Source organism: Fructilactobacillus sp. X7R7C1 (genome assembly GCF_059901065.1).
Window position 1 is genome coordinate 538,118 of the sequence record NZ_JBWXVF010000001.1, and the last position, 26,793, is coordinate 564,910.

42 protein-coding genes are annotated in these 26,793 nt (G+C 38.1%); 41 read left to right on the top strand and 1 reads right to left on the bottom strand.

The window, feature by feature from the left end:
- Positions 1-123 precede the first annotated feature (123 nt).
- The 36 genes from rpsJ to AC6UDC_RS02715 all read left to right on the top strand — a co-directional run bounded on the left by rpsJ (position 124) and on the right by AC6UDC_RS02715 (position 19,023).
- Complete coding sequence (gene rpsJ, locus AC6UDC_RS02540) at positions 124-432, top strand: 30S ribosomal protein S10 (protein WP_500693543.1); 309 nt, start codon at positions 124-126, stop codon at positions 430-432.
- 27 nt (positions 433-459) lie between these two features.
- Entirely contained in the window at positions 460-1,095 is a 636-nt protein-coding gene (gene rplC / locus AC6UDC_RS02545; RefSeq protein ID WP_500693544.1) for a 50S ribosomal protein L3, read from the top strand.
- Positions 1,096-1,112: 17 nt separating this feature from the next.
- Positions 1,113-1,736 carry a 50S ribosomal protein L4 gene (rplD, locus tag AC6UDC_RS02550; RefSeq protein WP_500721145.1) on the top strand — a complete coding sequence of 208 codons (624 nt, stop codon included), beginning with the start codon at positions 1,113-1,115 and terminating at the stop codon, positions 1,734-1,736.
- Entirely contained in the window at positions 1,736-2,023 is a 288-nt protein-coding gene (rplW, locus tag AC6UDC_RS02555) for a 50S ribosomal protein L23 (protein WP_500693546.1), read from the top strand. Before rplD ends, rplW begins: the two co-directional genes overlap by 1 nt.
- Positions 2,024-2,046: 23 nt before the next feature.
- Positions 2,047-2,886, top strand: coding sequence for a 50S ribosomal protein L2 (gene rplB, locus AC6UDC_RS02560; RefSeq protein WP_500721147.1), 840 nt, complete (start codon positions 2,047-2,049; stop codon positions 2,884-2,886).
- A 44-nt stretch (positions 2,887-2,930) separates the two neighbouring features.
- Entirely contained in the window at positions 2,931-3,212 is a 282-nt protein-coding gene (gene rpsS / locus AC6UDC_RS02565) for a 30S ribosomal protein S19 (protein ID WP_010022714.1), read from the top strand.
- A 16-nt stretch (positions 3,213-3,228) separates the two neighbouring features.
- On the top strand, positions 3,229-3,579 hold the full coding sequence (rplV, locus tag AC6UDC_RS02570) for a 50S ribosomal protein L22 (protein WP_010022715.1): 351 nt from the start codon (positions 3,229-3,231) through the stop codon (positions 3,577-3,579).
- An 11-nt stretch (positions 3,580-3,590) separates the two neighbouring features.
- Complete coding sequence (gene rpsC, locus AC6UDC_RS02575; RefSeq protein ID WP_500693548.1) at positions 3,591-4,256, top strand: 30S ribosomal protein S3; 666 nt, start codon at positions 3,591-3,593, stop codon at positions 4,254-4,256.
- Between the two features lie 2 nt (positions 4,257-4,258).
- The gene (gene rplP, locus AC6UDC_RS02580; RefSeq protein WP_500693549.1) at positions 4,259-4,693 is read left to right on the top strand and encodes a 50S ribosomal protein L16; all 435 of its coding nucleotides are present in this window, start codon (positions 4,259-4,261) and stop codon (positions 4,691-4,693) included.
- On the top strand, positions 4,683-4,877 hold the full coding sequence (rpmC, locus tag AC6UDC_RS02585; RefSeq protein ID WP_010022719.1) for a 50S ribosomal protein L29: 195 nt from the start codon (positions 4,683-4,685) through the stop codon (positions 4,875-4,877). The genes rplP and rpmC overlap by 11 nt, the downstream gene beginning before the upstream one ends.
- A 29-nt stretch (positions 4,878-4,906) precedes the next feature.
- A complete protein-coding gene (gene rpsQ, locus AC6UDC_RS02590) occupies positions 4,907-5,173 on the top strand; it encodes a 30S ribosomal protein S17 (protein ID WP_039144781.1) in 267 nt (88 codons plus the stop codon).
- A gap of 50 nt (positions 5,174-5,223) precedes the next feature.
- On the top strand, positions 5,224-5,592 hold the full coding sequence (rplN, locus tag AC6UDC_RS02595; protein WP_039144780.1) for a 50S ribosomal protein L14: 369 nt from the start codon (positions 5,224-5,226) through the stop codon (positions 5,590-5,592).
- Between the two features lie 31 nt (positions 5,593-5,623).
- Entirely contained in the window at positions 5,624-5,932 is a 309-nt protein-coding gene (gene rplX / locus AC6UDC_RS02600) for a 50S ribosomal protein L24 (RefSeq protein ID WP_500693550.1), read from the top strand.
- A gap of 30 nt (positions 5,933-5,962) precedes the next feature.
- Positions 5,963-6,505, top strand: a complete 543-nt coding sequence (gene rplE, locus AC6UDC_RS02605; RefSeq protein ID WP_500693551.1) for a 50S ribosomal protein L5 — start codon at positions 5,963-5,965, stop codon at positions 6,503-6,505.
- An 11-nt stretch (positions 6,506-6,516) separates the two neighbouring features.
- Entirely contained in the window at positions 6,517-6,702 is a 186-nt protein-coding gene (locus AC6UDC_RS02610; protein WP_010022727.1) for a type Z 30S ribosomal protein S14, read from the top strand.
- 32 nt (positions 6,703-6,734) lie between these two features.
- The gene (rpsH, locus tag AC6UDC_RS02615) at positions 6,735-7,133 is read left to right on the top strand and encodes a 30S ribosomal protein S8 (protein ID WP_010022729.1); all 399 of its coding nucleotides are present in this window, start codon (positions 6,735-6,737) and stop codon (positions 7,131-7,133) included.
- A 28-nt stretch (positions 7,134-7,161) separates the two neighbouring features.
- Positions 7,162-7,701 carry a 50S ribosomal protein L6 gene (gene rplF / locus AC6UDC_RS02620; protein WP_500693552.1) on the top strand — a complete coding sequence of 180 codons (540 nt, stop codon included), beginning with the start codon at positions 7,162-7,164 and terminating at the stop codon, positions 7,699-7,701.
- A gap of 32 nt (positions 7,702-7,733) precedes the next feature.
- Positions 7,734-8,090, top strand: a complete 357-nt coding sequence (rplR, locus tag AC6UDC_RS02625) for a 50S ribosomal protein L18 (RefSeq protein ID WP_500693553.1) — start codon at positions 7,734-7,736, stop codon at positions 8,088-8,090.
- A gap of 21 nt (positions 8,091-8,111) precedes the next feature.
- The gene (gene rpsE, locus AC6UDC_RS02630; RefSeq protein ID WP_500693554.1) at positions 8,112-8,615 is read left to right on the top strand and encodes a 30S ribosomal protein S5; all 504 of its coding nucleotides are present in this window, start codon (positions 8,112-8,114) and stop codon (positions 8,613-8,615) included.
- Positions 8,616-8,632: 17 nt separating this feature from the next.
- Positions 8,633-8,815 (top strand): 50S ribosomal protein L30, encoded by a 183-nt coding sequence (rpmD, locus tag AC6UDC_RS02635; protein ID WP_500693555.1) that lies wholly within the window; start codon positions 8,633-8,635, stop codon positions 8,813-8,815.
- Positions 8,816-8,846: 31 nt separating this feature from the next.
- Positions 8,847-9,278 carry a 50S ribosomal protein L15 gene (rplO, locus tag AC6UDC_RS02640; RefSeq protein WP_500693556.1) on the top strand — a complete coding sequence of 144 codons (432 nt, stop codon included), beginning with the start codon at positions 8,847-8,849 and terminating at the stop codon, positions 9,276-9,278.
- Positions 9,278-10,594: a preprotein translocase subunit SecY gene (gene secY, locus AC6UDC_RS02645; RefSeq protein ID WP_500721150.1), complete on the top strand. Its 1,317-nt coding sequence runs from the start codon at positions 9,278-9,280 to the stop codon at positions 10,592-10,594. The genes rplO and secY overlap by 1 nt, the downstream gene beginning before the upstream one ends.
- A gap of 13 nt (positions 10,595-10,607) precedes the next feature.
- On the top strand, positions 10,608-11,267 hold the full coding sequence (locus AC6UDC_RS02650) for an adenylate kinase (protein ID WP_500693558.1): 660 nt from the start codon (positions 10,608-10,610) through the stop codon (positions 11,265-11,267).
- A gap of 105 nt (positions 11,268-11,372) precedes the next feature.
- The gene (infA, locus tag AC6UDC_RS02655) at positions 11,373-11,591 is read left to right on the top strand and encodes a translation initiation factor IF-1 (protein WP_010022742.1); all 219 of its coding nucleotides are present in this window, start codon (positions 11,373-11,375) and stop codon (positions 11,589-11,591) included.
- Positions 11,592-11,617: 26 nt separating this feature from the next.
- Complete coding sequence (gene rpmJ, locus AC6UDC_RS02660) at positions 11,618-11,737, top strand: 50S ribosomal protein L36 (protein WP_010022743.1); 120 nt, start codon at positions 11,618-11,620, stop codon at positions 11,735-11,737.
- Positions 11,738-11,767: 30 nt separating this feature from the next.
- On the top strand, positions 11,768-12,130 hold the full coding sequence (gene rpsM / locus AC6UDC_RS02665) for a 30S ribosomal protein S13 (RefSeq protein WP_500693559.1): 363 nt from the start codon (positions 11,768-11,770) through the stop codon (positions 12,128-12,130).
- 24 nt (positions 12,131-12,154) lie between these two features.
- Complete coding sequence (gene rpsK / locus AC6UDC_RS02670; protein WP_010022745.1) at positions 12,155-12,544, top strand: 30S ribosomal protein S11; 390 nt, start codon at positions 12,155-12,157, stop codon at positions 12,542-12,544.
- Between the two features lie 61 nt (positions 12,545-12,605).
- Entirely contained in the window at positions 12,606-13,556 is a 951-nt protein-coding gene (locus tag AC6UDC_RS02675) for a DNA-directed RNA polymerase subunit alpha (protein WP_500693560.1), read from the top strand.
- Between the two features lie 18 nt (positions 13,557-13,574).
- Positions 13,575-13,958, top strand: a complete 384-nt coding sequence (rplQ, locus tag AC6UDC_RS02680; protein WP_500700794.1) for a 50S ribosomal protein L17 — start codon at positions 13,575-13,577, stop codon at positions 13,956-13,958.
- 175 nt (positions 13,959-14,133) lie between these two features.
- Positions 14,134-14,967, top strand: a complete 834-nt coding sequence (locus AC6UDC_RS02685) for an energy-coupling factor transporter ATPase (protein WP_500695228.1) — start codon at positions 14,134-14,136, stop codon at positions 14,965-14,967.
- Positions 14,946-15,809 (top strand): energy-coupling factor transporter ATPase, encoded by an 864-nt coding sequence (locus AC6UDC_RS02690; protein WP_500706318.1) that lies wholly within the window; start codon positions 14,946-14,948, stop codon positions 15,807-15,809. The genes AC6UDC_RS02685 and AC6UDC_RS02690 overlap by 22 nt, the downstream gene beginning before the upstream one ends.
- A 13-nt stretch (positions 15,810-15,822) precedes the next feature.
- Positions 15,823-16,605: an energy-coupling factor transporter transmembrane component T family protein gene (locus AC6UDC_RS02695; RefSeq protein ID WP_500699284.1), complete on the top strand. Its 783-nt coding sequence runs from the start codon at positions 15,823-15,825 to the stop codon at positions 16,603-16,605.
- On the top strand, positions 16,606-17,406 hold the full coding sequence (gene truA / locus AC6UDC_RS02700; protein WP_500721153.1) for a tRNA pseudouridine(38-40) synthase TruA: 801 nt from the start codon (positions 16,606-16,608) through the stop codon (positions 17,404-17,406).
- Between the two features lie 119 nt (positions 17,407-17,525).
- On the top strand, positions 17,526-17,969 hold the full coding sequence (rplM, locus tag AC6UDC_RS02705) for a 50S ribosomal protein L13 (RefSeq protein WP_500693566.1): 444 nt from the start codon (positions 17,526-17,528) through the stop codon (positions 17,967-17,969).
- A gap of 13 nt (positions 17,970-17,982) precedes the next feature.
- Positions 17,983-18,375, top strand: a complete 393-nt coding sequence (rpsI, locus tag AC6UDC_RS02710; protein ID WP_500696539.1) for a 30S ribosomal protein S9 — start codon at positions 17,983-17,985, stop codon at positions 18,373-18,375.
- A 66-nt stretch (positions 18,376-18,441) separates the two neighbouring features.
- On the top strand, positions 18,442-19,023 hold the full coding sequence (locus tag AC6UDC_RS02715) for an ECF transporter S component (RefSeq protein WP_500699288.1): 582 nt from the start codon (positions 18,442-18,444) through the stop codon (positions 19,021-19,023).
- A 28-nt stretch (positions 19,024-19,051) separates the two neighbouring features.
- On the opposite strand, the gene AC6UDC_RS02720 is transcribed toward AC6UDC_RS02715, so the two are convergent.
- Positions 19,052-19,363 (bottom strand): DUF2187 family protein, encoded by a 312-nt coding sequence (locus tag AC6UDC_RS02720; RefSeq protein WP_500693568.1) that lies wholly within the window; start codon positions 19,361-19,363, stop codon positions 19,052-19,054.
- Positions 19,364-19,482: 119 nt separating this feature from the next.
- On the opposite strand from AC6UDC_RS02720, the gene AC6UDC_RS02725 reads away from it, so the two are divergent.
- From AC6UDC_RS02725 to AC6UDC_RS02745, 5 genes are all read left to right on the top strand, one after another.
- Positions 19,483-20,094 carry a glycoside hydrolase family 73 protein gene (locus AC6UDC_RS02725; RefSeq protein ID WP_500721155.1) on the top strand — a complete coding sequence of 204 codons (612 nt, stop codon included), beginning with the start codon at positions 19,483-19,485 and terminating at the stop codon, positions 20,092-20,094.
- A gap of 30 nt (positions 20,095-20,124) precedes the next feature.
- Positions 20,125-21,258, top strand: a complete 1,134-nt coding sequence (locus tag AC6UDC_RS02730; RefSeq protein WP_500693570.1) for an ATP-grasp domain-containing protein — start codon at positions 20,125-20,127, stop codon at positions 21,256-21,258.
- A gap of 88 nt (positions 21,259-21,346) precedes the next feature.
- On the top strand, positions 21,347-23,611 hold the full coding sequence (gene pcrA, locus AC6UDC_RS02735) for a DNA helicase PcrA (RefSeq protein ID WP_500721157.1): 2,265 nt from the start codon (positions 21,347-21,349) through the stop codon (positions 23,609-23,611).
- Positions 23,612-23,633: 22 nt separating this feature from the next.
- Positions 23,634-25,652, top strand: a complete 2,019-nt coding sequence (gene ligA, locus AC6UDC_RS02740; RefSeq protein ID WP_500721224.1) for an NAD-dependent DNA ligase LigA — start codon at positions 23,634-23,636, stop codon at positions 25,650-25,652.
- Complete coding sequence (locus AC6UDC_RS02745; RefSeq protein ID WP_500699295.1) at positions 25,633-26,790, top strand: CamS family sex pheromone protein; 1,158 nt, start codon at positions 25,633-25,635, stop codon at positions 26,788-26,790. Before ligA ends, AC6UDC_RS02745 begins: the two co-directional genes overlap by 20 nt.
- Positions 26,791-26,793 lie beyond the last annotated feature (3 nt).

Consider the following 26,793-nt stretch of genomic DNA (forward strand, 5'->3'; position numbering starts at 1 on the left):
GTACAACATTTAGCTTTGATGTGGGAGGTTGCGACACACCCGGCCGCTTTGCCATGCGAGGATGTGCCGGTAATTTCCACGGAGCTAGTCTTATTTTGAAAATAGACGAAGGAGGGAAAAAACATGGCAAAAGAGAAGATTCGTATTCGTTTGAAAGCTTATGAACACCGTATTTTAGATCAAGCTGCTGACAAGATTGTGGCAACCGCACAACGTACTGGTGCTACTATTTCTGGTCCAATTCCATTACCAACGGACAGAACTCTATATACCGTATTGGCATCACCATTTAAGTACAGTAAAGCTCAAGAACAATTTGAAATGTTAACTCACAAGCGTTTGATTGATATTTTGAATCCAACACCTAAAACTGTTGATTCATTAATGAAGTTAGACTTGCCAAGTGGTGTTGACATCGAGATCAAACTATAATAATTACAGAATATCGGAGGTGTACTCATGGCTAAAAAAGGAATCTTAGGTAAAAAAGTCGGAATGACTCAAGTTTTTACTGATAACGGAGAACTCGTTCCAGTTACTGTTGTTGATGTAACTCCTAATGTTGTCTTACAGGTTAAGAACAGCAAATCAGATGGTTACGATGCAATTCAACTTGGATTCGATGACAAACGTCCAGTATTAAGCAACAAACCTGAACAAGGTCATGTTAAAAAAGCAAAAACTACTCCTAAGCGCTTCATTCGTGAAATCAGAGATGTTGACTTGGGAGATTACAAAGTTGGAGACGAAGTTAAAGCTGACGTATTTCAACCAGGTGACGTCGTTGACGTAACGGGTACTACTAAAGGTCATGGTTACCAAGGTAACATCCACAAAAATGGACAACGTCGTGGACCTGAAACCCACGGATCAAGATATCACCGTCGTCCCGGTTCATTAGGTGTCATTATTAACCGAGTTGTTAAAGGAATGAAATTACCAGGACGAATGGGTAACAATCGCGTTACCATTCAAGACCTTGAAATCGTTAATGCTGACGTTGATAACAACGTACTATTAATCAAGGGTAACGTTCCTGGTGCAAACAAATCATTAGTAACAGTTAAAACATCTGTTATTGAATCAAGAAAATAAGAAAGGAGGAACCGTAGATGGCAAGCGTAACATTATACAAACAAGATGGTAGTAAACAAGGAACAGTTGATTTAAACGATGCTGTTTTTGCCGTTGAACCAAATGAAAACGTTGTTTATGACACTGTCGTAATGCAAAGAGCATCACAACGCCAAGGTACTAATGGTGTTAAATCTAGAGGTAAAGTACGTGGTGGTGGTAAGAAACCATGGCGTCAAAAGGGTACTGGTCGTGCTCGTCAAGGTTCTATCCGTGCCCCACAATGGGTTGGCGGTGGAGTTGTTTTCGGACCAACTACTCGTTCATATGCATATCACCTTCCAAAGAAGGTTACTAGATTAGCTGTTAAGTCAGTTCTTTCTGAAAAAGTTGCTAATGGTGATTTAGTAGTAGTAGATTCATTAGACTACAAGGCTCCAAAAACTAAAGATTTATCAGATCTTTTGAAGAAAATTGACGCATCAACTAAAACATTAGTAGTTTTGGAAGATAACAATGAAAATGCTGCACGTTCTGCAAGAAACATCGAAAATGTGCAAGTTATTAATGCTAAAGGTGTTAACACACTTGATGTATTAAACAACAACAAGGTTGTTATTACAAAGGCTGCTCTTTCTCAAGTAGAGGAGGTGCTCGCATAATGGAAGCACGAGATATCATTTTACGTCCGGTAGTTACTGAAGCTTCAACCGATGTAATGGACGACAAAAAATATACTTTTGATGTTGATGTACGAGCAACTAAGACTCAAGTTAAAAATGCTGTTGAAGAGATTTTTAACGTTAAAGTTGTTAAAGTTAATATTATGAATGTAAAAGGTAAGAAAAAGCGACAAGGTCAATATGTTGGACGTACTAAGAAACGTCGTAAGGCTATTGTTACTTTGTCCAACGATTCTGATGAAATCAAGATTTTCTCAGAAGAATAATCTTTGAATAGGAGGGAAATAACGTGGCTCTAAAAAAGTACAAACCAACTACTAATGGCCGTCGTAATATGACTAGTATTGACTATAGTGAAATTACTACTAACGTGCCAGAAAAAAGTTTAGTTGAGTCAAATGCTCACAGCGGTGGTCGTAATAGTCAAGGTAAGATGACTGTTAGACATCGTGGTGGCGGAAACAAGCATCGATACCGTCTTATCGATTTCAAACGTGATCATGATGGTGTTCCTGCAACCGTTAAAACCATCGAATATGATCCAAATAGAACTGCAAATATTGCTTTAATCGTTTATGAAGACGGAATTAAATCATACATCATTGCACCTAAAGGATTAAAAGTCGGAGACGTTGTTGAATCTGGTAAGGATGCTGATATTAAGGCTGGTAACACCCTTCAATTAGCTGATATTCCTGTCGGTTCAACCATCTTTAACATTGAATTGAAACCTGGCAAAGGTGGACAACTTGTTCGTTCTGCTGGAGCTTCAGCACAGTTACTTGGTAACGAAGGCAAGTATGCATTAGTTAAATTACCATCTGGTGAAGTTAGAATGGTACTTTCAATTTGCCGAGCTACTATTGGTAGTGTTGGTAATGATGAACATGGATTAGTTGTATGGGGTAAAGCTGGTAGAACTCGTTACCGTGGTCAAAGACCTCACGTACGTGGATCTGTTATGAACCCTAACGATCACCCACATGGTGGTGGTGAAGGTAAGGCTCCAGTTGGTTACCCAAGTCCATTGTCTCCATGGCATAAGAAGACAACTGGTAAGAAGACTAGATCAAAGAAAGCACGTTCAAACAAGTTTATTGTTAGACACCGTAAAGGTTCAAAGATGTAGTCTGAATTATTTATTTATTGAGTAATCGCAGAGGAGGTTTCATAATGAGTCGAAGTTTAAAAAAGGGACCTTTTGCCGATCAATCATTATTAAAAAAGATCGATGCACAAAAAGATCAAGATAAAAAATCGGTAATTAAAACATGGTCACGTCGTTCAACCATTTTCCCAAGTTTTATTGGATACACCATTGCTGTTTACAATGGTAGAAAACATGTCCCAGTTTATATTCAAGAAGACATGGTGGGCCACAAGCTCGGAGAATTCGTACCTACGCGTACTTTCCATGGACATGGAAATGGCGACGCAGATAAAAAAACAGTTTAAGCAAGGAGGATAACCAATGGCTGAACAACAAGTTACATCAGCAAAAGCTACTGCAAAGACTGTTCGTATCGCCGCTCGTAAGGTTCGCCTTGTTGTAGATCTTATTAGAGGTAAAAGCGTATCAGAAGCTACTGCAATTTTGAAATTCACCCCTAGAGGTGCTTCACCAGTTGTAGAAAAGGTTTTGATGTCAGCTGTAGCAAATGCAGAAAATAATTTTGATTTAGATCGTCAAGATCTAGTTGTTAGTGAAGCATATGTTAACGAAGGACCAACTTTAAAACGTTTCCGTCCCCGTGCTAAAGGTTCTGCTTCACCAATCAACAAAAGAACTAGTCACATTACAATTGTAGTGTCAGAAAAGTAGGAGGGATAAACGTGGGTCAAAAAATTAATCCAAATGGTTTACGAATTGGCGTTAACCGTGGTTGGCAAGCTAAATGGTATGCTAACGACGATAAATTCGCTTCATACTTAAACGAAGATTTAAAAATTCGTAACTATCTAGCAAAGAGACTCGCTGATGCTTCTGTATCAAGTGTTGACATTGAGCGTGCTGCAAAACGTGTTAATGTTTCTATCCATACTGCCAAGCCAGGAATGGTTATCGGTAAAGGTGGAGCAGAAGTTGAAAGTCTTCGTAAAGAATTAAACAAATTGACGGGACGTCGGGTTCATGTCAATATTGTTGAAGTTAAAAAACCTGATTTAGAAGCTGATCTTGTTGGTGAAAACGTTGCAAGTCAGCTTGAAGGTCGGGTAGCATTCCGTCGTGCAATGCGTCAGGCAATGCAAAGAGTTATGCGTTCTGGAGCTAAGGGTGTTAAAGTTCAATCTTCAGGTCGTTTAAATGGTGCTGATATGACACGAATTGAAAGATATTCAGACGGAAGTGTTCCACTTCATACACTTAGAGCTGATATTGACTATTCATGGAATGAAGCAGATACTACTTACGGTAAAATCGGTGTTAAGACTTGGATCAACCGTGGTGAAGTTTTGCCCGATAAACCGGAGGAAAAAACTGAAAAAGGAGGGAAATAAGCATGCTAGTACCTAAACGTGTTAAGTTCAGAAGACAGCACAGAGGTAAGTTGCGTGGTCACTCAAAGGGTGGAAACACTGTTACTTTTGGTGATTATGGTTTGCAAGCACTTGATTCACATTGGATCAGTAACCGACAAATCGAAGCTTGCCGTGTTGCCATGACTCGTTATATGAAACGTGGTGGAAAAGTTTGGATCAAAATTTTCCCTCAAAAATCATATACTGAAAAAGGTATCGGTGTTCGAATGGGTAAAGGTAAAGGTACCCCAGCTGGTTGGGTTTCAACTGTCAAGCGCGGAAAGGTTCTTTTCGAAGTTGGTGGTGTTTCCAAAGAAACTGCTGAAGAAGCTTTACGTTTAGCTTCAATGAAGTTACCTGTTAGAACCCGAGTTATTAAACGTGAGGAAGTAGGTGGCGAATCAAATGAAGGCTAAAGAAATTAATGAATTAACCACTGATGAAATGCGGGCTAAGGAACAAGATTACAAGAAAGAATTGTTTAATCTTCGTTTTCAATTAGCCACTGGTCAATTGGAAAATACTGCTAGATTGAAGACTGTCAGAAAGACAATCGCTAGAATCAAGACAGCACTTAGACAACAAGAACTGAAGAAATAGAATACGATAGAAAGGAAGGTTAATACTTTATGAGCGAAGAACGTAACGAACGTAAAAGTTACAGAGGTCGTGTGGTTTCAGATAAGATGGACAAAACCATTACTGTTGTCGTTGAAACTTACAAGACTCATCCAACTTACGGGAAACGTATTAAATATTCTAAGAAATATAAAGTTCAAGATGAAAATAACGAAGCAAAAGTTAACGATATTGTTGACATCATGGAAACTCGTCCATTGTCTAAGACTAAGCGCTTCCGTCTAGTAGACGTTGTTGAAAAGGCAGTTATTATCTAGCTTTTTTATCTATCGTATTCTGATTTTAAGTTGAAGGGAGGACACTAACCATGATCCAACAAGAGAGTCGTTTAAAGGTTGCTGATAACTCTGGTGCACGTGAACTTTTGACTATCAAAGTTTTAGGTGGTTCAAGAGTTAGATATGCAGGTATCGGTGATGTGATTGTTGCTACTGTTAAACAAGCAACACCAGGTGGCGTTGTCAAAAAGGGAGACGTCGTTAAAGCCGTTGTAGTTAGAACTAAGTCTGCTGCACATAGAACTGACGGTTCATATATTCGTTTCGACGAAAATGCCGCTGTTTTGATTAACGATGATAAGAGTCCTAAAGGTACCCGTATTTTCGGTCCGGTAGCTCGTGAATTACGTAGTAATAATTTTATGAAGATCGTTTCATTAGCGCCTGAAGTACTTTAATACTATTGGAAAACAAGGAGGTGCCAGGATTATGTTCTTGAAAACTGGTGACAAAGTTCGTGTTATTAGTGGTAAAGACAAGGGTAAAGACGGCAAAGTCGTTAAAACCATTGCTGCTAAGAACCGTGTAGTTGTTGAAGGAATCAACAAGATCAAGAAACATCAAAAAGCTTCACAAGACAATCCCCAAGGTGGAATTGCTGACGTTGATGCTCCAATTGATGCTTCAAATGTAATGTTAATCGACCCATCTACCAATGAGCCTACAAAAGTAAGCTTCGTGGTTAAAGATGGTAAAAAAGTTCGTATTTCAAAAAAATCACAAAAACCAATCGATTAGGATTGGAATTGAAAGGAGGAAATTAATCGCATGGCAGCTCGCTTAGAAGAAAGATACAAAGAAGATATTCTCCCAACGCTCGTTAAGAAATTTGATTACTCATCAGTTATGGAAGCCCCAAAACTTGACAAGATCGTTTTAAACATGGGTGTTGGTGATGCTGTAACAAATTCTAAAAACCTTGATGAGGCGGTTCATGAATTAAGTTTAATTTCTGGACAAAAGCCTATCGTAACTAAGGCCAAAAAATCAATTGCCGGTTTCCGTCTTAGAGAAGGAATGCCAATTGGTGCCAAAGTTACATTAAGAGGAGAAAGAATGTATGACTTCTTGGATAAGTTAGTTAATGTTTCATTGCCACGTGTTCGAGATTTCCACGGTGTAAGCAACAAATCATTTGATGGTCGTGGAAATTACACATTGGGTATCAAAGAACAACTAATTTTCCCAGAAATTAATTACGATGATGTTAACCGTGTTAGAGGTTTAGATATCGTACTTGTAACAACCGCTAATACGGATGAAGAATCACATGAATTGTTAGCTCAATTCGGAATGCCATTCGCTAAATAGGAGGTTTAATATTGGCTAAAAAATCATTAATTAAAAAAAGTGAACGTCCAGCTAAGTTCTCAACACAGAATTACACTCGTTGTGAACGTTGTGGTCGACCTCGTGCGGTTTACCAAAAGTTTCACTTATGCCGAATTTGTTTAAGACAACTTGCCCATAAGGGTCAAATTCCTGGCATGAAAAAAGCTAGTTGGTAAAATAATAAAACTGAAAAGGAGGTTTCACGTTTATGTCCATGACAGATCCAATTGCAGACTTTTTAACTCGAATTCGTAATGCCAATATGGCTAGACACGATTCAGTTGACGTTCCTGCATCAAAAATCAAAAGAAACATTGCCGAAATTTTGAAGCGTGAAGGCTTTGTACGCGATGTGGAATACATCGATGACGATAAACAAGGTGTTATCCGTGTATACCTTAAGTATGGAAAAGATAATCAACGTGTAATCACTGGTTTGAAGCGAATTTCAAAGCCAGGATTACGTTCATATGTTAAATCAGATGATGTTCCTAAAGTTTTAAACGGTTTAGGAATTGCTATCATTTCAACTTCAGATGGTGTTATTACTGATAAAGAAGCTAGAGACAAAAAAGTCGGTGGCGAAGTATTAGCATACGTTTGGTAAAAATTAAAAAAGAATTGGAGGTGTTAATATGAGTAGAATTGGTTATAAAACTGTTGATCTTCCAGACGGTGTTGAAGTAAATCATAGAGGTACTAACGTAACTGTTAAGGGACCAAAGGGTACTTTAAATGCTACAATTTCACCAGAGATTAAAATGCAAGTTAAAGGTAACGAAGTGAACTTCACTCCAACTGGTAAGTATGACAATAAAGAACGTGCCTTACATGGTACAACACGTGCTAATTTCAATAACATGGTTGAAGGTGTTACAAATGGATTCCACAAGACACTTAAATTAGTTGGAGTTGGATATCGTGCACAATTAAAGGGTAGTACTTTGACTCTAAACGTTGGTTACTCAAACCCAGTTGAAGTTCAAGTCCCAGAAGATCTTACCGTAGCTGTTCCAGATAACACTACTATTAACATTAGTGGGATCAACAAGCAACATGTTGGTGATTTTGCTGCCGAAGTTCGTTCATACCGTTCACCCGAACCTTACAAGGGTAAAGGAATTAGATATGAAAATGAACATATTACCCTCAAGGAAGGTAAGACTGGTAAGTAATTTAACAATATAAAAAATAAGAGGTGACTATTTTGATTTCCAAACCAGACAAGAATAAAACACGTAAAGTTCGTCATAATCGTGTTAGAAGTAAAATTTCTGGTACTGCTGAGTGCCCACGTTTGAACGTTTTCCGTTCTAATAAAAACATTTACGCTCAAGTTATTGATGACGTAAAGGGTGTAACGCTAGCTAGTGCCTCAACTGTTGACAAGGAAGTTTCCGGAGACAACAAATCAGAACAAGCCGCAAGCGTTGGTGCTTTAGTTGCTAAGCGTGCAGTTGAAAAGAATGTTAAGAATGTTGTTTTTGATCGTGGTGGATACTTATATCACGGACGTGTACAAGCCCTTGCAGATGCAGCACGTGAAAATGGACTTGAATTTTAAAAAAGGAGGAATATAACGCACATGGCAAAGTTTATTAATCCAGACAAACTGGACTTAGAAGATAACGTTGTTGCTATCAACCGAATTACTAAGGTTGTTAAAGGTGGTCGTCGACTACGTTTTGCTGCATTAGTTGTTGTTGGTGACAAGAATGGCCACGTTGGCTTTGGTACTGGTAAAGCTCAAGAAGTTCCTGAAGCGATCAGAAAAGCCGTTGATAGTGCCCAAAAGAACTTAATTGAAGTTCCAATCGTTGGAACTACTATCCCTCACGAAGTTATCGGTCGTTTTGGCGGTGGAAAGATTATGTTGAAGCCTGCTGAAGAAGGTTCCGGAGTTGCTGCCGGTGGTGCCGTTCGATCAGTTATGGAATTAGCTGGTGTAAACGATGTTACTAGTAAGCGTTTAGGCTCTGATACACCAGTAAACGTAATTCGTGCAACTTTTGAAGGTCTTAAGGAACTTAAGAATGCTGAAGAAATTTCATCATTACGTGGTGTCTCATCAGATCACTTAACCGAATAATAAGGAGGGGTTAGAAGATGGCTCAATTAAAGATTACTTTAGTTCATAGTGCTGCTCACCGTCTCCCTAAACAACGTAAGATTGTTAAGGCCCTTGGATTGGGACGAGTAAATAGTAGTGTTATTAAACCTGATAATGAAGCAACTCGTGGAGCTCTATTCAAGATTGCTCATTTAATTAAGGTTGAACAAGTTGATTAATATTCTTTAAAAGATAGGGAGGTGCAATTCAATGAAGTTAAATGAATTAAAAGCTGCTAACGGTTCACGTTCATCAAGAACTCGTTTAGGTCGTGGTCTTGGTAGTAAAGGTAAGACTTCAGGTCGTGGCCAGAAGGGTCAAAAGGCTCGTGGCAAAACTCGTGTTGGTTTTGAAGGTGGGCAAATGCCTTTATACCGTCAAATTCCAAAACGTGGATTTACCAACTTCAACAGAAAAGTTTTAGCGATCGTTAACTTAGCTGATTTAGATAATTTTGATGATGGCTCAGAGGTAACTCCAGATGTATTGATTCAAGCAGGAATGATTAAGGGCTCAAATGATGGCGTTAAAGTTCTTGCAGATGGCAAGTTAACTAAGAAGCTCACTGTTAAAGCTAACAAATTCTCAAAGAGTGCTGAAAAAGCAATTGAAGATGCCGGCGGTAAAGCTGAGGTGATTTAATGTTCACTACCTTAAAGAATGCCTTTGAAGAAAAAGATATTAGAAAAAGGATTTTATTTACCCTTTTTATATTGGCAGTTTTCCGTTTAGGTGCTTACATTACTGTGCCTGGAATCAATGCGGAAGCTTTGCAAAGTGTTGCATCCTCAGGTTTAGTTAATGTATTGAATATGTTTAGTGGTGGTGGATTAACTAATTACTCATTATTTGCAATGGGAGTTTCACCATACATTACTGCACAAATTGTTGTTCAGTTACTTCAGATGGATATCGTTCCTCGATTCGTTGAATGGGGGAAACAAGGTGAAGTCGGAAGGCAAAAACTGGATCAGGTAACAAGATGGTTAACGATTGTTTTAGCATTTGTACAGTCAATTGGTATTACTGCTGGATTTAATGCTTTGAGTAGTCTTCATTTAGTTAAGAACCCTGGAATGGGAACTTACATTAGTATTGGTTTAATTTTGACTGCTGGTACAATGCTCACTACGTGGATGGGCGACATGATTACTGACAAAGGAATTGGTCAGGGAGTTTCAATGATCATCTTTGCTGGAATTGTTGCTGAAATGCCAAGTGGAGTTATGAGTGTTTATCGTCAATACGTTGAAGGTACACCAATGAATGAAATTTGGAAGCCAGCTCTTTTCATTATTGCCTTGATTATTGTAATTTTGATTATTGTTACCTTTGTTACTTGGGTACAACAAGCTGAACGTAGAATTCCAATTCAATATACTAGAAGAACATCAGGTTCACCAGACAGCAGTTACCTTCCCTTGAAGGTTAACGTCGCTGGAGTTATTCCAGTTATTTTCGCAAGTGCATTTATTTCCACTCCTCAAACGATTTTGATGTTTTTCACCAAAAACTTTCAAGGATCCGGATGGTATGAATTTTTAAGTAAGTTGTTTAACATGCAGACCCCACTTGGAGCTGCGTTTTACACCCTCTTAATTGTTGTATTTACTTTCTTCTATGCGTTTGTTCAAGTTAATCCACAGAAATTGTCGGAAAACTTACAAAAACAAGGTAGCTACATTCCGGGAGTATGGCCTGGTCGTGAAACTCAGTTATATATTTCTCGATTGTTGATGAGACTTAGTACCGTTGGTGCTTTGTTCTTGGGTGTTGTTTCTCTAATTCCATTGATTGCACAAAATGTTTGGAACTTAAACGAATCAATTGGACTAGGTGGTACTAACCTCTTGATTATCGTTGGAGTTGCTATTGAAACCATTCAACAAATTAGAGGATTAATGATGAGAAAAGAGTACGTTGGATTTATTCAAAGTACTCCGGATGATAACAAGTAGTGGAGGAATTTAAATGTCAATGAATTTATTACTAATGGGTCTTCCAGGAGCTGGAAAAGGTACTCAAGCTGAATTCATTGTTGAAAAATATGGGATTCCACATATTTCAACTGGAGACATATTTAGGGCAGCAATGAAAAACAAAACTCCCATGGGAATTAAGGCTCAACAATACATCGATAAGGGTGAATTAGTTCCTAATGATGTTACCTGTGGGATTGTTGAGGATCGTCTTAAACAACCTGATACTGACAAAGGTTATTTGTTAGATGGTTTTCCTAGAAACATTGATCAGGCTAAAAGCCTTGAGGAAATGACTAGGAAAATGAGCAAAGAGTTGAATGCAGTTATTAATATTGAAGTCGATCCAAGTGTTTTAATCAAACGTTTGTCGGGTCGTTTCATCTGCAAAAACTGTGGCGCAACTTATCATAAATTATATAAAAAACCTATAGTTGATGGTACTTGTGATGTTTGCGGTGCTCACGTCTTCTATCAAAGAAGTGATGATAAACCTGAAACTGTCAAGAATCGTCTGAAAATCAATGAAAAGAGTAATGCTCCTTTAATTGACTTTTACAAGGATCGCGGCATTTTGCATTCAGTTAAGGGTGATCGAGATATTGCAGACGTTAGTAACGACATTGAGAAAATTCTAAGCAATTTAAATTAGTAAATTGTCGTTTGATTGCTGGAATGTCAGTGATGTGGTATATTATAGTTTGTATGTCTATTTGTAAGTGATACTTACGAGTTTAGTAATTTTGGAGGATTATTCGTGTCTAAAAATAATGTAATTGAAGTTGAGGGTAAGGTTTCAGAGACTTTACCTAATGCAATGTTTAAGGTCGAGCTTGAAAATGGTCATGAAATTTTGGCACACGTTTCTGGCAAGATCAGAATGCATTACATTCGGATCCTACCAGGAGATCGTGTAACCGTTGAAATGTCACCGTATGATTTAACAAAGGGTCGAATTACTTATCGATTTAAGTAAACCCTTCATATAGGAGGTTATAAAAAATGAAAGTACGTCCATCAGTAAAAAAAATGTGTGAACATTGTAAGATTATTAAGAGAAAAGGCCGTGTGATGGTGGTTTGCCCTGTAAACCCTAAGCACAAGCAAAGACAAGGAAAATAAATAAATTAAAATTATAGGAGGTGGACTTTAATGGCTCGTATTGCCGGAGTTGATTTACCACGTGATAAGCGAATTGTTATTGCGTTAACATACATTTATGGTGTTGGAAACACAACTGCTCAGCAAGTTTTGAAAAAAGCTGGGGTATCAGAAGACGTTCGTGTACGTGATTTAACACCTGATCAAGAAGATAAGATCAGAGAAGCTCTTGATGGTTACACAATCGAAGGTGACTTACGTAGAGAAGTTACTATGAGTATCAAGACTCTTCAAGAAATCGGTTCATATCGTGGGATGCGTCATCGTCGCGGTTTACCTGTTAGAGGTCAACACACGAAAAATAACGCACGTACAAGAAAAGGTAAGAAAACCACAATCGCTGGTAAAAAATAATAAAGAAGGAGGCTATCAGTTTTTATGGCTAAAACTAAAAATACTCGTAAGCGTAAAGCAAGAAAAAACGTTGAGTCTGGTGTAGCACACATTCACTCAACCTTTAATAACACTTTGGTTATGATTACCGATGTTCAAGGGAATGCTATTGCTTGGTCATCAGCTGGTGCATTGGGATTCCGTGGAAGTCGTAAGTCTACCCCATTTGCTGCTCAAATGGCTGCTGAAGCAGCTGCTAAGACTGCAATGGAACATGGAATGAAATCAGTAGAAGTTGCTGTTAAAGGTCCTGGATCTGGTCGTGAGTCAGCTATTCGTGCTTTACAAAGTACTGGTTTGGAAGTTGCTGCAATTCGTGATGTAACTCCAGTTCCACACAATGGTTCTCGTCCTCCAAAACGTCGTAGAGTTTAATATTTAATGAACGTTAAAGTTTTAAATTACTCAATGCGTTTTGAAAGGGGTAGAGACTACAATGATTGAATTTGAAAAGCCAAACATTCACAAAATTGAAGAAACAGACAACTATGGTGAAATAGTTGTAGAACCACTCGAAAGAGGATATGGTACCACTTTAGGCAATTCACTTAGACGTGTCTTGTTGGCTTCATTACCAGGAGCTGCGGTTACTAGCATCCAAATTGATGGCGTTCTACACGAATTTTCAACTGTAAAGGGTGTAGTTGAAGATGTTACTCAAATTATCTTGAACGTTAAAAAGATTAATTTGAAAATTAACTCAGATGACAATGAAACAAAGTCAATGAGTATTAATGTAACTGGACCAGCCGATGTAACCGCAGGTGATATCGTAACTGATAGTGATGTTGAAATTTTAAATCCGGATTTACACATTGCAACGGTTGCTGACGGAACTACATTCCACATGAACATGACTGCCAACAAAGGTCGCGGCTACGTTTCTGCTGAAGAAAACAAAGCCAAAAACGATGGTATGCCAATTGGTGTTCTACCAGTTGATTCTATTTATACCCCAATCGAACGTGTTAATTATCAAGTAGAAGATGCACGTGTTGGTCAACGTGATGATTACGACAAATTGACGTTAGACGTTTGGACTAATGGTTCAATTACACCTTCTGATGCAATTAGTTTGGCAGCTAAGATCTTAAATCAACATTTCCAATTATTTATTGATTTAACTGACAGAGCAAAGAATGCCAATGTTATGGTTGAGAAGGAAGAAAGCCATAAAGAAAAAATGCTTGAAATGTCAATTGAAGAATTGGATCTTTCAGTTCGTTCTTACAATTGTTTGAAACGTGCTGGAATTAATACTGTTCAAGAATTAACTGATAAGTCTGAAGCTGACATGATGAAGGTTAGAAATCTTGGCCGTAAGTCACTCGATGAAGTTAAAGAAAAATTAGCAGCATTAGGACTATCTTTACGTAAAGAAGACTAAAAAGGAGGATATCCGGTTATGAGTTATCGCAAATTACAACGTACGAGTGCTCAACGTCGTGCTTTGCTTCGTAATTTGACTACTGACTTAATTGTTAACGGTCAAATCAAAACAACAGAAGCTCGCGCTAAGGATGTTAGATCATTAGCCGACAAGATGGTTACCTTGGGCAAGAAGGGTGACTTGAATGCTCGTCGTCAAGCTGCAGCTTACTTGCAAAACACCATTGCTGATGTAAAAGAAGACGGAGATAGTATCAAAGTAACTAGTGCATTACAAAAGTTATTTGACGAAGTAGCACCAAAGTATGCGGACCGAAACGGTGGTTACACACGTATTCTTAAAACAATGCCTCGTCGTGGTGACGGTGCACCAATGGTAATCTTGCAATTTGTCGAATAATTTCGATATTTGTTAAGAATAATAAATATTTCACTATAGGAATCACTAAGGTTAAAGGTATAAAGTGTTACGATGATGGATTTTCCAAGTCTAGCTTGAATGTGGTTAATTCCATGCGCCTTAATCTTTTAGTGATTTTTTTATACATAATTTTAATAATAGGAGAGCTGATTCCATGAATCCAATCATTAATGTTTCCAATCTTTCTTTTAGGTATAATAATGAAGATGATCATAAGGTATTAGATGATGTCTCTTTTCAGTGCGAACGAGGTGAATATATTTCATTAATCGGTCGCAATGGGAGTGGTAAAAGTACCATTGCCAAACTGGTTGATGGTCTTCTAACTCCTAGTGAGGGAGAAATTGTGGTAGATGGGATCAGGTTGGACTCTCATGGTAATGACCGCGAAACAAGAAAAGCAATTGGCTTAGTTTTTCAAAATCCAGATGATCAATTTGTTGGTGCCACGGTAGCAAGTGACGTTGCGTTTGGACTTGAAAATCGGGCGGTTCCAAGAGAAGCGATGAAGCCAAAAGTTAAATCGGCGTTAGAAAAGGTAGGAATGTGGGAATATCGAGACGAGATTCCTAGTAGTCTTTCTGGTGGACAGAAGCAACGGGTCGCAATTGCAGGAGCAATTGTGCTTGATCCTAAAATTTTAATTCTAGATGAAGCGACAAGTATGCTAGATCCTTTAGCTACTAGACAAATTCATCAAGTTGTCAACAAATTAAATCAAAAACAAAATATGACAATTCTCTCCATTACGCATGATATCAATGTGACGGCTAAATCCGATCGGATATTAGCACTTAATAATAATAAAATTGTATTTGACGGAAAACCAAGTGCTTTCTTTCAGAAGCATCAATTAATTGCTGATATGGATCTAGATCTTCCCTTTAGTGAGAAGTTAAGGCAGAAATTCCTTGATGCAGGATATGACATTACTGACAAGTACATGGATGATGAGGGGATGAGCCAATGGATAAGCACATTATTTTAAGTAACGTTGATTTTGTCTATCAACCCGGTCTGCCATCAGAAAGACAGGCTTTAAGTAATGTCAGTTTAAAGATTAATAAGGGTGAATTTTTGGGTGTTGTTGGAAAAACTGGTAGCGGAAAGTCAACGTTAGTTCAGATGATTAACGGATTATTGAAACCGACTTCGGGGAGTGTTACCGTTGGCAAAATCAAAATTAACAGTGAAACTAACAACCATAACCTAAGTGAGCTCAGAAAAAAAGTCGGGATGATTTTCCAGTTTCCGGAAAAACAACTGTTTGAAGATAATGTTCTAAAAGATGTATCTTTTGGTCCACTTAATTTTGGCGAAAATGAAGCAGTTGCAAAAAAGAGAGCCATTCAGGCGCTTTCAATTGTTGGCATTAGTAAAGAACTATATTCTCGTTCACCCTTTGAGTTGTCTGGCGGTCAAATGCGTCGGGTCGCAATTGCTGGAACGATTGCATGTGATCCAACCGTTCTCATTTTAGATGAGCCAACGGTGGGATTGGATCCTAGTGGCAAGACTGAGATATTAAAGATCATCAAGCAACTAAACAAAAATGGAGTAACCATCATCATGGTTACTCACGATATGGATGTGGTGGCACAAAATGCTACCCGTGTTGTGGTTATGAATGGTGGAAAAGTGTGTTCTGATTCAACTCCCAGGGAATTATTCAGCAATTACAAGTTAATCGATCAAAATTCATTAGCGCTTCCTGATTCTGTCCAGATATACTATGATTTAATTAATCGAGGCATCAGATTAAAAAAGATTCCGTTAACAGCGGATGAAGTTGTTGACGAAATTACGCAAAAACGAAGTGGAGTGAAGTAGAATCGATCAATTTGTGTTTGGAAAATACTTTCCTGGAAATTCATTCATTCATCGTTTAAATCCAGCGTTTAAGATTTTAGGCTCCGTTATCATTATTACGCTTATTTTGATGTGCAATAATTGGGTCAGTTACGGATGTATGACGTTTTTTACGTTGGTACTGATATATTTATCCCATTCTCGAATTAAGATGCTTCTAAAGGGGATCAAACCCATTCTGTGGCTAATTATTTTTACGGTCTTGATTCAAGTGTTTTTTGGCCATGGCGGAACGGTTTATTTTCATTTATGGTTTATCTCCATCACTTCATCGGGAATTATTAATGCGGTCATGATATTTGTTCGATTGGTCCTTATTATCACGATTGCTACTATTTTGACCATCACGACCAGTCCATCGATGATTGCACTTGGTGTTGAGACGATTCTGAGACCGCTTAAGTGGGTTAAAGTTCCCACTGAAACGATTGGGATGATGGTTTCAATTGCACTGCAATTTATTCCGACTCTAATCGATGAGTTAAATGACATTATGAATGCTCAAAGGGCACGGGGTGTTGATTTTGGTAAAGGCAAATTAATGAAACGAGCTAAAAGCCTAGTGTCGCTGATTATTCCCTTGTTTGTTTCTTCTTTTCGTCATGCTGAACACCTTGCAGATGCCATGGAAGCTCGTGGATATTCTGATGAGGTCAAGCGAACTCATTATCAGCTCGTCTCTTGGACGGTCCTTGATTGGGTTGCTTTAGGGGTCATGATGGTTTTAACGGTTGTAATTATTTTAGTGAGGAATTAGATGAAAACTCGGTATAAAATTACATTTGCATATGATGGGACTAAATTTGCTGGCTTTCAAACGCAGCCCAAGCAGCGAACGGTGGAGGGAACTTTAACTAATATTATTAACAAAATGGCCCAAAAAAGTGGCAAGCATGTTTTACTTTATGGATCTGGCAGAACTGACGCAGGTGTTCATGCCCTAGGTCAGGTTGCCCATTTTGACTTTCCCTATGATTTAGGTGAGGAAAGTATGTTAAAGGGGTTAAACAGTATGTGTCCCTTGGATATTGAAATAATAAGTGTGCAAAAGGTTAATGCTGACTTTCATGCTCGTTATGATGTAACGGGGAAAAAGTACTTGTATCGGTTGGATTTAGGGCGCTTTACCAATCCATTTAAAAGAAATTATACTGCTCATTGGCGTTTTCCCGTTAATTTCGATTGGATCGAAGAGGCCATTCATGATTACGTTGGCAAACATGACTTTTCGTCTTTTGTTGCTTCTGGTGCAAAGGAAGGAAGTCGGGTTCGTACAATTTTCTCGGTTGATGCTAACTTAGATAAAGTTACTAATGAGATGCAGTTCGAGTTTTATGGTGATGGTTTTATGTATAATCAAATTCGGATTATGGTTGGGGTGCTGATGGAGATTGGACGGGGAAAGCGGCCAGTTCATGATATCCAACGATTGTTCAAAGTGAAGGATCGAAACGAAGCACGTTTAACAATGCCAGCTAATGGCTTGTACTTAAAAAGGGTTTATTATCCAGGAGATGATCCAAAACATTCAAAACGAAAACATCATCCAGATGATTAAAATGAATTTGACTTTCAGAAGAAATGTTAGTACTATTGTAACTGGTATTGTTTGCCCCACGATAAGCCCCGGAAACTTATTAGGTGTCGAACAAACACGGAAACATGGAGGAATTAAAAGTGCATACAACATATATGGCTAAACCCGGCGAAGTAGATCGCAAGTGGTACGTTATTGACGCAGATGGCGTTGAATTAGGTCGTCTCTCAAGTGTCGTTGCTTCTATTTTACGCGGAAAAAATAAACCTACATTTACGCCAAACGTAGATACAGGTGACAATGTTATTGTAATCAATGCATCTAAAGTTGCATTGTCTGGTAAGAAAGCTAGTGGCAAGATTTATTATCACCACACATCTTACATTGGTGGACTTAAGTCAATTACTGCTGGTCAAATGAGAGCAGAGAAGCCTGATCGACTTATCGAAACTTCAGTTAAAGGTATGCTTCCTCACGGTACATTAGGTCGTCAAATCGCTAAGAAACTTCACGTTTATGCAGGTGAAGATCACACTCATGAAGCTCAAAAACCAGAAGTTCTTGATATTAAGAACCTAATTTAAGGAGGAAACACAATTGGCTAAAGTACAATATACCGGCACAGGTCGCCGTAAAGATTCAGTTGCTCGTGTACGCTTAGTACCAGGTACTGGAAAAGTTGTAATCAATGACAAAGATGTTGAAGATTACATTCCATTTCCTAATTTAAGAGAAATCATTTTACAACCATACAATGTTACTGAGACACTTGGTAACTATGACACATTAGCTAACGTTAATGGTGGTGGATATTCAGGACAAGCTGGTGCTGTTCGTTTAGGAATTGCACGTGCTTTACTTGAAGTTGATCCAGACTTTAGAGAAGCCCTCAAGAAGGCTGGTTTATTAACACGTGACCCTCGTATGAAGGAACGTAAGAAACCTGGCCTTAAGAAAGCTCGTAAGGCTGGTCAATTCTCAAAACGTTAATCAGAAGATTATATTTTGTCGCTCATGTCCGCATGAGCGCTTTTTTATTAAATGGGTGAATTTAAAATGAAAAAGACACGAAATTATCATATTGCAATTTTGTCAGTTTTTATTGCCATTATTTTGATTCAAAACTTTGTTCCTATTTTAGGATATATTCCGGTTGGTCCACTAAGCATTACGTTAATTCCCATTACCGTGATTGTAGCGACTTTAGTGCTTGGTTTAAAGGATGGCTTTATTCTTGGCACACTCTGGGGTGTAATTGTGTTTGTCAGGGCCTTTACGTGGCCTACTAGTCCAATTGCTCCACTTGTCTTTGAGAATCCGATTACGGCCATTTTACCGCGGGCCCTAATCCCGGTAGTTGCTTGCTTTTCCTACAAATGGTTAAAAAAATTACTTAATAATAAGCTTTCGCTTGTGATTGCATGCGCTTTGGGTTCCATGACCAATACAATTTTAGTGCTGTTATTTATTTATATTTTTAATCGAAAGCAAGCCCCAATCCTATACCATGTGAGTGTTGACAAAATTATCTATGCCTTATTAGGGGTAGTTGGAACCAATGGTCTGATAGAAATGATTATTACAGCAATTGTTTGTCCAATTATCATTATTTCGTTAGATAAAGTAATCCAAAAATAAAAAGCAGATCATTACGATCTGCTTTTTGTTACTTTGATGCGTCCGATGATTTTTTGTCACCATCTTGTTTTGAATCGTCATCTGGTCCCTCATCAGGATCTTTTTGAATTCGTGGAGCTTGCTTAATCATCTTAAGATCTTTGTGATTAATAACGGTCTTGTTATGATACTTATCAATTATTTCTGGATCATCAGATTCAAATGTAATCAAAAAGGCATTATTGTAAGCTTTATCGATATAACCGGTAAAATCATTCTTTTCAAGTTTAAACGATACTTCATCGCCAACTTCAAAGGGTGATTTTTCGGTCTCCGTTTGTTCATCGTGTTTCTTTGCCAAACTGACCACCTCCAATTGTATTCAACTAATGAAATATAAACGAATAATTAACATTTGTCAATTTTTAACATTTTTGTAGTACAATTTAAACAGTAAATTTATTTGTAAGGAGGGTTAGTGTGGCTAGGAAAAAGAAGCAAAAGCAAAATAAGTTAGTTGCTTATGTCCTGACCGTGCTAATCCTGCTAGTCATGTTCGTTGGTGCTGTGATGATTTTAGGCAATTCTCATTTTAACCCGCGGTATGAACAAAATAATGTTAGTGTTCACCATAAGGAATTTATCAACAAGATTCTACCGAAGTCAGTTGAGATGCAACGGAAGTATAAAATTTTGACTAGCATTACCCTTGCTCAGGCTATTTTAGAATCAGATTGGGGCCAGAGTACTTTGGCTTCAAAGTATAATAATCTTTTTGGTGTTAAAGCGGGTGCTAGACAAAAGAGTGTCACTTTGGACACGACTGAATATACGAGTGGATCACCTGCAATGGTTCACGGAAGTTTTCGCGTTTACGATAATTGGGATGAGTCAATTGAAGATCATGCTGTTTTACTAGCTCATGGCACAGATTGGAACCCCATGCAATATAAAGAAGTTGTGTCGGCGGACAATTACGTCGATTCTGCCAAGGCGCTCAGTACCGATGGATATGCAACAGACCCGGCTTATGCAGACAAAATAATTAAAATCATTAAAAAGTATCATCTTAATCAATACGATAAACAATGATGTAGCAAAAGATTTATTGGAGGTTAAACTATGGATTCAGTATTACTCTACCCAGGAAGCACAATTGGAATTATTGGTGACTATTTTAGTAGTACGCAACTAGTTAACGTGGCCCGCGACGCGGGATTGAAAATTGCCACCTATAGTTCTAATTCAGATAGCGAGATCGCTAGACAATCTGATTACGCATTTACAGGTGACGTTAATGATGTTGATACTTTAAGGGAATTTTCTGAGAAGTGTGATTTAGTTACATACGTTTCAAATGACATTGATCCTCAGGTTATTAGTGAAATCGAAAAGTATACTTATGTTCCTCAAGGCGAATCCCTTTTAGAGATTAGTCAGGACCGTGTGATGGAAAGGGCCTTTTTTGATCAAATTAACGTCAATACGTCACCATACGTCACTATTATTAACTTGGAAGATATCTATCAGGCAATTGATTCAATTGGATATCCTGCAATTTTAAAGCCAATTCAGCGACACATGACTAATAACCAACAGTTAGTTATTAACGAATCAAATGATATTGCACTTGCTTCTGATATGTTAAAAAGGGGTCCATATATACTGGAATCTTACGTTCCTTACCGTTTCGAATACGCAATTATTGCTACTAAATCAGTAAAAGAAGATTTACAACAATTTCCCGCCGTTAAAACCAGTTATTTAGGGAACATGCTCCAAACGGTAAGTACTGATACTTCCAAAACAGATTCTAACGTTATTAACGAAATGATTAGAATTGTTAATCAAATTGGCAAAAATGTTAAATACGTTGGTTCATTTGAGGTATCGTTCGGTGTAACGGCTGATCAAAACATTTACGTTACAAACATTGATCCAACCGTTAATAATGCCGGTTTTTTGTTTAATTTAGCTACTGATATCAGCGAGTATGATCAACATCTTCGGGCCATTTCAGGGTTGCCATTAGCTAAGATTAATAAGATTAGTGATGTGGTTGCTCGTTTGTTTACGAAAAAGCAATATGAACAGGTTCTTAGACAACGAATCCTTCAACCAAACTGGCAATTTTATTTTAATTATCACAGTAATGCACGTGATGATGATGTGGTTGGAGTGATTTTAATTCCAACCAATTCGGTCGAAGAGACGTTTAATCGAATTGTGAATACAGGAATTTGGACCAAAAATTAAATGTTATTAAAATTGAAGAGTCGGCAATTTGTCGGCTCTATTTTGCTATAATTAATGATGGATTTACAAAGCGAGAGGATTGGTTAACGTGTCAAAGACAGACCTACTAAAGACAATGAACGATAAGCAACAAGAGGCGGTAGAACAAACTGAAGGTCCACTTTTGATTATGGCTGGTGCTGGAAGTGGTAAGACCAGGGTGCTCACTCATCGAATTGCTTATCTAATTGAGAAAAAAGGTGTGATGCCATGGAATATTTTGGCGATTACATTTACCAACAAAGCTGCTCGCGAAATGAAGGAACGTGTTAGTAAATTACTTGGCGTCGGTGGGGACGATGTTTGGGTATCAACTTTTCACGCACTTGGCGTGAGAATCTTGAGACGTGACATTGATAAATTAGGTTATAATCGTGCTTTTTCTATCACTGATTCAGGAGAACAAAAGACCCTTGTAAAACGAATTTTAAAAGACTTAGATCTAGACCCGAAAAAGAATGATCCAAGGGCTATTTTAAGTGCCATTTCAAACGCTAAGAATAATTTACAGACTCCACGAGATTATCAAAAGTCACATTCAGCTAACAGTCCATTTGAAGAAGTGGTTTCACAGGTATATTTCGAATATCAAAAGCGACTTCAAGAAAATCAAGCTGTCGATTTTGATGATTTGATTATGCTTACGATTAGATTGTTTAAACAATATCCAGAGGTTTTGAATTATTATCAAGATAAGTTTCATTACATCCATGTCGATGAATATCAGGATACCAATGAAGCACAGTATAAATTAGTATCAATGCTTGCCAAAAAGTATCAAAATTTGTGTGTAGTGGGTGACGCTGATCAGAGCATTTATGGTTGGCGTGGTGCTAACATGAATAATATCTTGGATTTTGAAAATGACTATAAAAATGCACACGTTGTGAAACTGGAACAGAATTATCGTTCAACTAAGAATATTTTAAGTGCCGCAAACGACGTTATTCAAAACAATGCCGAGAGAAAAGATAAGAATTTGTGGACGGAAAATGATACTGGCGAAAAAATAACGTACTATCGTGCTCAAAGTGAGGCTAGTGAGGCCCATTACGTGGTGTCTAAGATTAAAGATGAGGTCAGTAAACATCATTATTCTTATAATGATTTTGCGGTCTTGTACCGGACGAATGCCCAGTCTCGTGTAATCGAAGAGACCTTCTTGAAATCAAATATTCCGTACACGATGGTTGGTGGGCATAAATTCTACGACCGTAAGGAAATCCGGGACATTCTTTCGTATTTGACTCTCATTGCTAATCCTAGTGATTCATTAAGTTTTGAACGGGTTGTTAACGTTCCTAAGCGCGGAATTGGTAGTTCAAGTGTGGAAAAGTTGAGAATGTTTGCAGCAGATAATGGATGGAATCTACTAGAAGCAGCTCAAAATGTTGACTTGGCCAATAATATCTCCAGTCGTGCTCGAAATGCCATTGCTAATTTTGCTAATGTCATATCAAACGTTCAAAAAAAGCAAAAGGATATGACCGTTACGGAAATTACCGAAGCACTTTTGGATCAATCTGGATATATGGCTGATCTAAAGAAAACCAATTCACTGGAGTCACAGACACGGATTGAGAATATTGAAGAATTTCTTTCTGTCACAAAAGATTCTGATTTAAAGTATGATGAACAGACTGGTAGTAGTGATAGTCGTTTGACAGATTTTTTGGCTGATCTGGCCCTTGTATCGGCTCAAGACGATGTTGATGAATCGGCTAAACAGGTGACTTTAATGACTTTGCATGCTGCTAAAGGACTTGAATTTCCAGTCGTCTTTATGGTTGGGATGGAAGAAGGAATTTTTCCTCTTAGTCGAGCTACTGAAAAGGAAAGTGAGTTAGAAGAAGAACGACGGTTAGCCTATGTAGGAATTACGCGGGCTCAGACTAAACTCTATATGACAAATGCATACTCACGAATGTTATATGGTAGAATGCAAAATAATCCCGAGTCACGATTTATGGATGAAATTAATTCGGATGTATTGGATAATGAGAGTTCAATTCCAACGGGACCTAAGACTCCATTTGACACCAGTAGTGAATATAATAAACGAACCAATCGAGCCTTTAGTGAACCATATCATCGCCCTAACAAACGAGTCGAAAAACCCCAAGGAACTGGTGCTGACAAGAAGTCATGGAATATTGGTGATAAAGTCAAACACAAGACGTGGGGAACTGGAACTGTTGTTAAAATTAATGGAACTGGTGAGGATATGGAACTTGACATTGCCTTTCCAGAAAAAGGAATTAAACGTCTATTAGTTGCATTTGCACCCATAACAAAAATTCAATCGATTAAGTAAGGGAGTGGTAAGATTGTTTAAGATTCCAATGGATCAGGTTAATGAAAGTGAAGCAAAAAAAGAGGCCTCAGAACTAAGACCAAAGCTAATTAAGTGGGGAAAGCAGTACTATGAACAGGATCAACCAACCGTAGAAGATGCGGAATATGATCGAAACTATGCTCGCTTGCAGGATCTGGAAGCTAAGTTTCCAGCAATTATCACTCCTGATTCACCGACTCAGCACGTTGGTGGGGCAACTTCGAATGAATTTACAAAGGTCAATCACGAAATTCCAATGCTTTCACTAGGTGACGTATTTTCACCCCAAGAGCTTAAGGATTTTGTGATTCGACTCAAGCACAATTATCCTCAAGATACTGAGTATAATTGTGAGTTGAAGATCGATGGACTAGCTATTTCACTTCGTTATGAGCATGGGGTGTTCGTGCAGGGATCGACTAGGGGAAATGGACAAATTGGTGAGGATATCACTGAAAATTTAAAAACCATCCCATCAATCCCTAAAAGATTAAGTCGACCCATTGATATTGAAGTACGTGGCGAATGTTATATGGGAAAAGAAGCCTTTTTAAAGTTAAATGAACGACGACAAGATGACGGAAAACCAACGTTTGCTAATCCGAGAAATGCTGCTGCCGGGAGTCTTCGACAATTGGATCCAAAAGTTACTAAGGATCGCCACTTAAGTACTTTTATGTATAACGTTGCTAATTATGACGATTTAAAGGCTACCACTCAAAGTGGACTTTTAGAGGAACTAAAAGAATTAGGCTTTACCATCAATGAGCATTATCAAGTGGCTGACAATATGGATCAGATTGATGCTTACATTAAAAAGTATTCAGCAGCAAGAGATAATCTCACCTTTGGTATCGATGGCATTGTGATTAAGACCAATTCGCTTCCTTTACAAATGGAAATTGGGCATACGGTTAAAGTCCCGAAGTGGGCGATCGCTTACAAGTTTCCGCCAGAAGAAGTTCATACTAAAATTAAAAAGATTGAGTGGACCGTTGGAAGAACGGGAGTGGTAACTCCTACCGCAATCATGGATCCAGTGCAATTGGCCGGTACTACCGTTTCAAGAGCGTCACTTCATAATCCTGATTATATTGAGAAAAAAGATATCCGTGTCGATGATACAGTTGTTTTGTATAAAGCTGGCGACATTATTCCGGAGGTTGAAAGGTATCTTCCTGATTTAAGGCCAAAAGATTCTAAGCCATATGTTATCCCAGATCGATGTCCTTCATGTGGTGCTAAATTAGTCCACTTAGATGGTGAGGTTGCCTTACGTTGTATTAATCCGAAGTGTCCAGCACAGCTGGTGGAACAAATTAATCATTTTGCTTCTAGAAATGCAATGGATATTGATGGTTTGGGTCCTAAGATTGTGAAGCAGTTGTTTGATAAAAAAATGGTCTCGGATGTGGCCAGCTTGTATCACCTTAGTTATGATGAACTACTCACTCTTGATAAGTTTGGTGACAAGTCTGCTAACAATTTACTTTCTGCCATTGATAGTAGTCGGAGCAATTCACTTGAAAGATTGCTTTTTGGATTGGGCATCAGACACGTCGGTGCTAAAGCAGCGCGATTAATTGCTGCCCACTTTAAAACCATGGATGCTCTCATGAAATCAAGTGTCGAAGAAATCGCCTCAATTGACACCATTGGTCAAGTTATTGCTGATAGTGTTCATACTTATTTTGAAAACGCTGATAGTAGAGAATTAATTGGCGAACTCGTTGATGTTGGTGTTAATATGGACTATGTAAATAATGAAGAGATGGTACAACCAGATAACTTTTTCAATGGTAAACGAGTTGTATTGACCGGAAAGTTGGTTGATTTAACTAGGGGTCAAGCCAGTGAATGGCTTGAAAACCATGGAGCGGATGTCACAAGTAGTGTTTCTAAAAATACCGACCTAGTAATTGCGGGAGAGGATGCAGGTAGTAAGCTAACCAAAGCTCAATCTCTTTCGGTTCCGGTTTGGGATGAAGATCATTTTAAAAATGAAATGCAAAAAGAATGATAAGAAGTCGGAGGAATTTAAGTTGAGACGCTTAAAAGTAATTTTAATGGTGGCGGCTAGCGCGTTAATGTTAGTAGCTTGTGGGAGTACTAACAAGAGTACCACTAATACAAATAATAAGAATACACAATTAACCGGGGAAACTGGTGGTAAGAATTATCAGAGTGTTATTAAGGATGGACATTATCAAACCAGTAAATCGCGTGGAGTTGACATTCAACAAAATGATAATCAGTTTAACTTGAAAGGGTTTCAGAACGGTTTGCTTGGAATTTCCAAGCAGAATTTTTCGACTGATAAGTATGTTTTTCAGGAGGGACAATACATCTCTACTGACACTGCCGAGAAGTGGCTTGACCGTAAGTCAAAGCAAAACCCGGAGGGACTAAATCCATCGCAACAAAAGGGAAAAGTAACCCCAATGTACTTGCAACAAATGGATGAACAAGACTTCTTAGTTCCAAATGGTAATAAAATGACCATGAAGGGTATGACCATTGGCCTTGGGATCAATTCAGTGTACTACTACACTAAACAGAAGTATGGGAGCCAGTATCAACAGAAGATCCCCGATGATGTGGTTGAGAAACAAGGTAAGGAGATGGCTAACACGATCCTTAAACGATTGAGACAGAATAAAGAATTAAAGAATATTCCAATCGTGATTGCATTGTACAAGCAAGCTCCAAACGATAGTTTGACTGGTGGTAATTTCTTTGCCTCATCGGTTAACAATCCGGGCACGACGTCTGTAAACTCATGGAAACCAATTAATGAAAAATCATATGTGTTCCCGATTGCCAATGGTTCTAAGGGACCTAATACGAATGATTTATCTGCGTTTAATCAATTTAAGTCACAGGTTCAAAATTTCTTCCCTAACTTGAGTGGGATTACTGCACAGGCTCAATACAAGGGTAAGCAACTTCAAGGAATGCACATTAACATTACAACTCAATTTTATAGTCAAACTGAAATCATCAGTTTTACTCAATACCTACAGAATGCTGCTCAAAAATATCTTCCTGGCAGTGTACCAATTGATATTACCGTAAAATCAACTGATGGAATTCAAAGTTATTTGAACCGAAATGCGGGAGGAAAGTCCTTCAGTTCGCATGTGTTTAATAGCTATTAAGAT

Excerpts from the sequence above, each read along its gene's own strand:
- AC6UDC_RS02690 (WP_500706318.1), top strand. The coding sequence starts at position 14,946 with ATGGATAAGCACATTATTTTAAGTAACGTTGATTTTGTCTATCAACCC.
- rpsE (WP_500693554.1), top strand. The coding sequence starts at position 8,112 with ATGGCAAAGTTTATTAATCCAGACAAACTGGACTTAGAAGATAACGTT.
- rplE (WP_500693551.1), top strand. The coding sequence starts at position 5,963 with ATGGCAGCTCGCTTAGAAGAAAGATACAAAGAAGATATTCTCCCAACG.
- rpsK (WP_010022745.1), top strand. The coding sequence starts at position 12,155 with ATGGCTAAAACTAAAAATACTCGTAAGCGTAAAGCAAGAAAAAACGTT.
- AC6UDC_RS02675 (WP_500693560.1), top strand. The coding sequence starts at position 12,606 with ATGATTGAATTTGAAAAGCCAAACATTCACAAAATTGAAGAAACAGAC.
- rplV (WP_010022715.1), top strand. The coding sequence starts at position 3,229 with ATGGCTGAACAACAAGTTACATCAGCAAAAGCTACTGCAAAGACTGTT.
- secY (WP_500721150.1), top strand. The coding sequence starts at position 9,278 with ATGTTCACTACCTTAAAGAATGCCTTTGAAGAAAAAGATATTAGAAAA.
- rpsH (WP_010022729.1), top strand. The coding sequence starts at position 6,735 with ATGTCCATGACAGATCCAATTGCAGACTTTTTAACTCGAATTCGTAAT.
- rplN (WP_039144780.1), top strand. The coding sequence starts at position 5,224 with ATGATCCAACAAGAGAGTCGTTTAAAGGTTGCTGATAACTCTGGTGCA.
- AC6UDC_RS02685 (WP_500695228.1), top strand. The coding sequence starts at position 14,134 with ATGAATCCAATCATTAATGTTTCCAATCTTTCTTTTAGGTATAATAAT.
- rpmD (WP_500693555.1), top strand. The coding sequence starts at position 8,633 with ATGGCTCAATTAAAGATTACTTTAGTTCATAGTGCTGCTCACCGTCTC.
- rpsM (WP_500693559.1), top strand. The coding sequence starts at position 11,768 with ATGGCTCGTATTGCCGGAGTTGATTTACCACGTGATAAGCGAATTGTT.
- rpmC (WP_010022719.1), top strand. The coding sequence starts at position 4,683 with ATGAAGGCTAAAGAAATTAATGAATTAACCACTGATGAAATGCGGGCT.
- rpsJ (WP_500693543.1), top strand. The coding sequence starts at position 124 with ATGGCAAAAGAGAAGATTCGTATTCGTTTGAAAGCTTATGAACACCGT.
- rpmJ (WP_010022743.1), top strand. The coding sequence starts at position 11,618 with ATGAAAGTACGTCCATCAGTAAAAAAAATGTGTGAACATTGTAAGATT.
- rpsS (WP_010022714.1), top strand. The coding sequence starts at position 2,931 with ATGAGTCGAAGTTTAAAAAAGGGACCTTTTGCCGATCAATCATTATTA.
- rplF (WP_500693552.1), top strand. The coding sequence starts at position 7,162 with ATGAGTAGAATTGGTTATAAAACTGTTGATCTTCCAGACGGTGTTGAA.
- AC6UDC_RS02715 (WP_500699288.1), top strand. The coding sequence starts at position 18,442 with ATGAAAAAGACACGAAATTATCATATTGCAATTTTGTCAGTTTTTATT.
- rplP (WP_500693549.1), top strand. The coding sequence starts at position 4,259 with ATGCTAGTACCTAAACGTGTTAAGTTCAGAAGACAGCACAGAGGTAAG.
- truA (WP_500721153.1), top strand. The coding sequence starts at position 16,606 with ATGAAAACTCGGTATAAAATTACATTTGCATATGATGGGACTAAATTT.
- rpsQ (WP_039144781.1), top strand. The coding sequence starts at position 4,907 with ATGAGCGAAGAACGTAACGAACGTAAAAGTTACAGAGGTCGTGTGGTT.
- rplX (WP_500693550.1), top strand. The coding sequence starts at position 5,624 with ATGTTCTTGAAAACTGGTGACAAAGTTCGTGTTATTAGTGGTAAAGAC.
- AC6UDC_RS02730 (WP_500693570.1), top strand. The coding sequence starts at position 20,125 with ATGGATTCAGTATTACTCTACCCAGGAAGCACAATTGGAATTATTGGT.
- rplQ (WP_500700794.1), top strand. The coding sequence starts at position 13,575 with ATGAGTTATCGCAAATTACAACGTACGAGTGCTCAACGTCGTGCTTTG.
- rplC (WP_500693544.1), top strand. The coding sequence starts at position 460 with ATGGCTAAAAAAGGAATCTTAGGTAAAAAAGTCGGAATGACTCAAGTT.
- rplO (WP_500693556.1), top strand. The coding sequence starts at position 8,847 with ATGAAGTTAAATGAATTAAAAGCTGCTAACGGTTCACGTTCATCAAGA.
- rplD (WP_500721145.1), top strand. The coding sequence starts at position 1,113 with ATGGCAAGCGTAACATTATACAAACAAGATGGTAGTAAACAAGGAACA.
- AC6UDC_RS02745 (WP_500699295.1), top strand. The coding sequence starts at position 25,633 with ATGAAATGCAAAAAGAATGATAAGAAGTCGGAGGAATTTAAGTTGAGA.
- rplW (WP_500693546.1), top strand. The coding sequence starts at position 1,736 with ATGGAAGCACGAGATATCATTTTACGTCCGGTAGTTACTGAAGCTTCA.
- AC6UDC_RS02650 (WP_500693558.1), top strand. The coding sequence starts at position 10,608 with ATGTCAATGAATTTATTACTAATGGGTCTTCCAGGAGCTGGAAAAGGT.